General features: G+C 71.7%; 7 protein-coding genes. All 7 read left to right on the top strand.

Annotated elements, in window-relative coordinates; all coding sequences use genetic code 11:
- Positions 1-56: 56 nt before the first annotated feature.
- The 7 genes from CIK81_RS14680 (at position 57) to CIK81_RS14650 (ending at position 6,330) form a co-directional block, all read left to right on the top strand.
- Positions 57-920, top strand: coding sequence for a phytoene/squalene synthase family protein (locus CIK81_RS14680; RefSeq protein WP_096166698.1), 864 nt, complete (start codon positions 57-59; stop codon positions 918-920).
- 14 nt (positions 921-934) lie between these two features.
- The gene (gene crtI / locus CIK81_RS14675; protein WP_114328977.1) at positions 935-2,635 is read left to right on the top strand and encodes a phytoene desaturase family protein; all 1,701 of its coding nucleotides are present in this window, start codon (positions 935-937) and stop codon (positions 2,633-2,635) included.
- Positions 2,635-2,988, top strand: coding sequence for a lycopene cyclase domain-containing protein (locus tag CIK81_RS14670; RefSeq protein WP_114307492.1), 354 nt, complete (start codon positions 2,635-2,637; stop codon positions 2,986-2,988). Before crtI ends, CIK81_RS14670 begins: the two co-directional genes overlap by 1 nt.
- Entirely contained in the window at positions 2,985-3,293 is a 309-nt protein-coding gene (locus tag CIK81_RS14665) for a lycopene cyclase (RefSeq protein WP_096166695.1), read from the top strand. Before CIK81_RS14670 ends, CIK81_RS14665 begins: the two co-directional genes overlap by 4 nt.
- Positions 3,290-4,174, top strand: a complete 885-nt coding sequence (locus CIK81_RS14660; RefSeq protein WP_114307493.1) for a prenyltransferase — start codon at positions 3,290-3,292, stop codon at positions 4,172-4,174. Before CIK81_RS14665 ends, CIK81_RS14660 begins: the two co-directional genes overlap by 4 nt.
- 228 nt (positions 4,175-4,402) lie before the next feature.
- Positions 4,403-5,629 carry a type III polyketide synthase gene (locus CIK81_RS14655; RefSeq protein ID WP_114307494.1) on the top strand — a complete coding sequence of 409 codons (1,227 nt, stop codon included), beginning with the start codon at positions 4,403-4,405 and terminating at the stop codon, positions 5,627-5,629.
- On the top strand, positions 5,626-6,330 hold the full coding sequence (locus CIK81_RS14650; RefSeq protein WP_096196388.1) for a class I SAM-dependent methyltransferase: 705 nt from the start codon (positions 5,626-5,628) through the stop codon (positions 6,328-6,330). Before CIK81_RS14655 ends, CIK81_RS14650 begins: the two co-directional genes overlap by 4 nt.
- Position 6,331 lies beyond the last annotated feature (1 nt).

Below are 6,331 nucleotides of genomic sequence, written 5' to 3'. Positions count from 1 at the left end.
GGAACCCGCCGGGCAGCACCGGGATCCGGCCGGGCGGCACCGGAGGGACCAGGCCGATGATCCTGCGAGGAACGGCGACGGACGATGCCCGCTACGACCACGTCGCCCAGGCCAGCGCCCGCACTGTGATCGCCGGCTACTCGACCTCGTTCGGCTGGGCCGCACGCCTCCTGGCGGAGCCGGTGCGCACCCACGTGCGCAGCATCTACGCCCTGGTGCGCGTGGCCGACGAGACGGTGGACGATCCGGACCCGCAGCTGTCTCGCGCCGTGCGCACCCAGATGCTCGATGACCTCGCCGCCGAGACCGGGAGGGCCGTGCAGCGAGGGCGCTCCACCAACCTCGTGGTGCAGGCCTTCGCGATCACCGCGCGGCGCCACGGGATCGGCGCCGACCTGATCGACCCGTTCTTCGCCTCGATGCGCGCCGATCTCACCGTCGCCGAGCACGATCAGGCCAGCCTGGACGAGTACGTGCACGGCTCCGCCGAGGTGGTCGGGCTGATGTGCCTGCGCGTCTTCGTCGCCGGGGACGAGACCGCCTACTCCCGGCTGCGGGCACCGGCCCAGTGCCTGGGTTCCGCCTTCCAGAAGGTCAACTTCCTGCGTGACCTCGCAGAGGACCACGACCAGCTGGGGCGCACCTACTTCCCGGGCCTGGACCCCTCGGACTTCTCCGATGCGCACCGCGACCAGCTGCTCGACGACATCGATGCGGAGCTCCGTCAAGCGGCCACCGCGATCCCCCACCTGCCCGCGGACAGCCGTCGGGCCGTGGCCGCCGCGCACGGGCTGTACAGCGCACTGTCCCGCAGGCTGCGTGCGACCCCCGCCGCGCAGATCCGCCGCACCCGGGTGCGGGTCCCGGATCGTGAGAAGGCGCGGATCCTCGCGGGCGTCCTGCTGGGCAGGCGGCCATGAGCGGATCCGCGCACATGCCTCGCCCGGGGACCGACCCGACCGCCTCCCCCGCCGACGCTCCCGCCGATGCCTCCGCGGTCGTCGTGATCGGCGGCGGCATCTCGGGTCTCGCGACGGCGGCGCTGCTGGCTCACGACGGATGGAGCGTGGACCTGGTCGAGGCCCGCGACGAGCTCGGGGGCCGCGCCGGCTCCTGGGAGCAGGACGGGTTCCGCTTCGACACCGGACCCTCCTGGTACCTGATGCCCGAGGTCTTCGACCACTTCTTCCGTCTGCTCGGCACGTCCTCCGCCGACCAGCTGGACCTGCGGCTCCTGGACCCGGGATATCGAGTGCTCTTCGACGGCTACGAGGAACCGCTCGACGTCCACGCCTCCGCGGCCCGCAACGCCGATGCCTTCGAACAGATCGAAGCGGGCGCGGGGCACCGGCTCGTGGAGTACCTCGATTCCGCCGCGACCACCTACGATCTGGCACTCGCGCACTTCCTGTACACCTCGTTCAGCGCACTGCGGGGGTTCCTCGATCCCGCCGTGATCGCGCGAGCGCCCCGGCTGCTGACCCTGCTCCTCCAGCCGCTCGAGACATTCGTCGCGCGACGCTTCCAGGATCCACGGCTGCGGCAGGTGCTCGGCTATCCGGCGGTGTTCCTGGGCTCTTCCCCGGACCGCACTCCGAGCATGTACCACCTGATGAGCGCCCTGGATCTGACGGGCGGTGTGCAGTACCCGCAGGGCGGGTTCGCCCGGCTGATCGATGCCATCGTCGCTCTCGCCGAGCGCGAGGGCGTGCGCCTGCACACCGGCACCCGCGCGACCGAGATCCTCACGACGCAGCGGGACACGGCCGGGCACCGGCGGCGCCGATCGGGACCCGGGGCGCTTCGAGGCACCGACCTGCCAGCGCGCGACGCCGAGGTGCAGGGGGTCGAGGTGCGGACCGCCGACGGCGGCCACCGCACCCTCCGCGCCGACGTCGTCGTCGCCACCGCGGACCTCCACCACGTGGAGACCACTCTGCTGCCGCGCACGCTGCAGACGTATCCGGAGTCGTGGTGGCGCAGGCGCACCAGCGGCCCCGGCGCCGTGCTGGTGATGCTCGGCGTGCGCGGTCCGCTGCCGCAGCTGGAGCATCACACGCTGTTCTTCACCGAGGACTGGCGCGAGAACTTCGGGGCGATCCGCGCGGGCCGGGTCCCGTCGCCGGCCTCGACCTATGTCTGCCGGCCCTCGGCGACCGATCCCTCGGTCGCTCCTGCCGGTCACGAGAATCTGTTCGTGCTGGTGCCGGTGCCGTCGGACCCGTCGCTGGGTCACGGCGGCGTGGACGGCGCCGGCACCCCGGCCATCGAGCGCATCGCCGACGAGGCCATCGCCCGGATCGCCGAGCAGGCCGGGATCCCCGATCTCGACGAGCGCGTCGTCGTGCGCCGCACGGTGGGCCCCGCCGAGTTCTCCGAGGACCTCGGCGCCTGGCAGGGCAGCATGCTCGGCCCTGCCCACACGCTGCGGCAGAGCGCCTTCTTCCGCGCCGGCAACGCATCCCGCCGGGTGCGCGGGCTGCTCTACGCGGGCTCCAGCACCCTCCCGGGCATCGGACTGCCGATGTGTCTGATCAGCGCGGAGCTGGTCGCCAAGAGGCTGCGGGGCGACCGCTCGTCCGCGCCGCTGCAGGAACCGGCGGCCCGGACCGCGGGCGTCGGGGACGAGACCTGATGCCCGGGCTCTACCTCGCCGCGCTGCTGGTCCCGACGGGGTGCATGGCGCTGCTGGACCGTCGCTTCCACCTCGTGCTGTGGAGGGCGCCGCGGCGTTCCGTCCTCGCCCTGGCGATCGGGATCGGGTTCTTCCTGCTCTGGGATCTCGCGGCGATCGCCTCCGGCCACTACCGCATGGGACAGAGCCCGGCGATGACGGGCGTCCATCTCGCCCCCGAGCTGCCTCTCGAGGAGCTCGTGTTCGTCAGCTTCCTCGCCTATACGACGCTCGTGCTGTGGGGCCTGCTCGATCTCGCAGCACGCCGTCGGCGCACGCACGGCGGGCCCCGGGGCGGACGGAGGGCACCATGACCTATGGCCTGCTCGCCGCCCTCTTCCTCCTGCCCCCGGTACTGGTGACGGTGCTCGCCGTCGTGGTGCGACGGCCCGGACCGCGCTGGTGGGCGATCACCGGTGCCACGATCACGGGGCTCCTGCTCCTCACGATCGTGTTCGACACCGCGATGATCGCGGCAGATCTGTTCCGCTACGACGAGGACCAGCTGAGCGGCGTGCTCATCGGGATCGTCCCCCTGGAGGACCTCGCCTGGCCGGTCGCCGCCGGACTGCTGCTGCCCTCGCTCGCCCTGCTGCTCGACTCTCCGGAGGACCGATGATCGCTGTGACTGATGCCCCCGGCGCCGTGCGCCAACTGGTCGGCTCGTCCCGTCCGCTGAGCTGGATCAACACCGCCTACCCCTTCGCGGCGGCGTACCTGCTGGCCGACGGCGGGATCACTCTCGCGCTGGTGCTCGGCACCGTGTTCTTCCTCGTGCCCTACAACCTGCTCATGTACGGCATCAACGACGTCTTCGATCACGAATCGGACCTGCGCAATGCGCGCAAGGGCGGCGTCGAGGGGATCGTGCTGGACCGACGCTGGCACGCGCTCACGCTGTGGTCCGCCGGCCTGCTCGCACTGCCCTTCGTGGTCGCTCTCGTGGTGCTCGGCTCGGTGGCCTCCACCCTCGTGCTCGCCGTGGTGCTGGCCGCGGTGGTCGGCTACTCCGCCCCGGGGATCCGCCTCAAGGAGCGGCCGGTGCTGGATTCGCTCACCTCGTCGACGCACTTCGTGGGCCCCGCTGCGGTGGGCCTCGCCCTGTCCGGCGCACCGCTCGGCGTCACCGCGTTCGCGGCGCTGGCGGCGTTCTTCCTCTGGGGCATGGCCTCGCACGCCTTCGGGGCCGTGCAGGACATCGTGCCCGACCGGGAGGCGAGGATCGGGTCGATCGCGACCGAGCTCGGAGCCCGCACGACGGTCCGCCTCGCGATCGCGCTGTACCTCGCCGCCGGACTGACCATGCTCCTCACCGGATGGCCCGCCGCTCTGGCCGGTCTGCTGGTCATCCCGTATGTCGCGAGCATCTGGGGGTACCGCTCGCTGCCCGATGCGCACGGCGACCGGGCCCATCCCGGATGGCGGCGCTTCCTGGTGCTGAACCTGCTGACCGGCTTCCTGCTCACCCAGCTGCTGATCTGGATCGTCGTGCGCGGCTGACCCTCGCACGTCGCCCGTCACCCGTCGCACCTCGCACCTCGCACCTCGCACCTCGCACCTCGACCCTCGACCCTCGACCCTCCACCGATCGGTCCCCTTCCGCCCCCGTCCCCTCCCGACGAGTCCCGCAGGCAGGTGGCCGGGCCGGGCGCTGGTGCACGCCCTCCCGGGCGCACGCCCCTCGGCGCGACCCGTTGTGCGCCGGATGGCACGTCGAGACAATGAAGCATGACGGTCACACTGAGATCCTTGGAACTCGCGGTACCCAGCACGGAACTCGCCCAGCAGGAGCTGCGCGATGTCTTCCTCGCCCAGCCGGACCTGAGCCGGCTCGGGTCCCGCCTGGTCACCTCCGCTTTCGACAACTCCGGGATCGAGCGCCGCTACTCCGCACTCACCGAATGGGGAGAGGGAGCAGCCGACGAGGACCCGGTGTTCTTCGATGCCGGCACCCACGACTTCCTGAACCCGACGACCGGTGCCCGCAACGAGGTCTTCGCCCGCGAGGCCACCGAGCTCTACGTGCGCACCGCGGAAGCCGCGCTGGAGGGCTGCGAGGGTCTCGAGGCGGCGGACGTCACGCACGTCATCACCGTCTCCTGCACCGGGTTCTTCGCCCCCGGCCCCGACTACCGCATCGTGCGGGCCCTGGGTCTGAACCCCTCGGTGCAGCGTTACCACCTGGGCTTCATGGGCTGCTACGCGGCGCTTCCCGCCCTGCGCCAGGCCCAGACCATCTGCCGGGCGGACCCCGACGCCGTGGTACTGGTGGCGACCGTCGAGCTGTGCACTTTGCACGTACGCACCTCGAACGACCCGGACACCATCGTCGGCTCGTCCCTGTTCGCCGACGGCGCCGCGGCCTCCGTGGTCACCGGCCGCGATCTCCCCTCGGACCGTCCGGTGCTCACGCTGGACCACTTCGAGACCGTCCTGACCCCGGTCGGCGAGGAAGCGATGGCCTGGAACATCGGCGATCACGGGTTCGAGATGGTGCTGGGCACCTACGTGCCCCACATCATCGATGACCACATCACGGACGCCCTGGAGCCCCTCCTCGCGCACGAGCCGTCCCTGGCCGCGCGACCCCACGCCGAGATCGAGCAGTGGGCGATCCACCCGGGCGGCCGCAGCATCCTGGACAAGGTCGAGGCGCGCCTGGGGCTGAGCACCGAGCAGCTGCTGCCGGCCCGCGACACGTTGCGCGATTACGGGAACATGAGCAGTGCGACCGTGATGTTCGTGCTCAAGCACATCCTCGAGGGCGGTGCGGCCGACGCCGACGCCGATGAGCGCGTCTGCGCGATGGCGTTCGGACCGGGCCTGACCGTCGAGACCGCCCTGATGACCAGGGTTCCCGGCAGCCTGCGCGGCGCCGGTCGGCGCAGCGTCTCGCCAGCCGCCCTGCGGATCGCCCCGGTGGGGCCGGCCGCCGCCACCGCGGCGGATCGGTGATCCTCCCGTCCCTGGCCCATCGGGACCGCGACGCGCGAGAGTGGATGGATGACCCGGGCTGTGATCGCGAGACCCTGGACCGCACCTATTCCCAGTTCCGGGTGGTCAATGCCCTGGTCGCCGGGTGGCATGCGACATATCGACGGCATCTGCGCCCGGTGCTGCCCCGTGACCGACCGGCCACGGTGCTCGACATCGGGTGCGGCGGCGGGGACGTGGCCCGGAACCTGATCCGCTGGGCCCGGCGCGACGGATTCTCCCTGCAGGTCACCGCCATCGATCCGGACCCGCGGGCACTCGCCTGGGCACGACGTCGGCCGCCGGTGCCCGAGCTCACGTTCCGTCCCGCGCTGAGCCGCGAGCTGGTCGACGAAGGCCGCTCCTTCGACCTCGTGATCTCCAACCACCTGCTCCACCATCTCGACGAGCAGCAGTTCCCCGCGCTGCTGGCGGACTCTCAGCAGCTCGCGAGGGTCCGTGCGGTGCACAGCGACATCCGGCGCGAGCGCTGGGGCTACCTGCTCTTCTCCGCCGGGACCAGACCCTTCTTCCGCCGCTCGTTCATCCGGGAGGACGGGCTGATCTCGATCCGCCGCAGCTACACCGTTCCCGAGCTGCGGGCTGCCGTCCCGCCCACCTGGCGCGTCGCACCGCAGCGCCCCTCGCGAGCCCTGCTGATCCACGATCCGGATCCACGGTGAG

This window comes from Brachybacterium sp. JB7, from assembly GCF_003335205.1.
GTDB classification, from domain to species: Bacteria; Actinomycetota; Actinomycetes; order Actinomycetales; family Dermabacteraceae; genus Brachybacterium; species Brachybacterium alimentarium.
The sequence above is the reverse complement of the archived record's forward strand: the minus strand, read 5'-3'. Positions and strand labels throughout refer to the sequence as shown.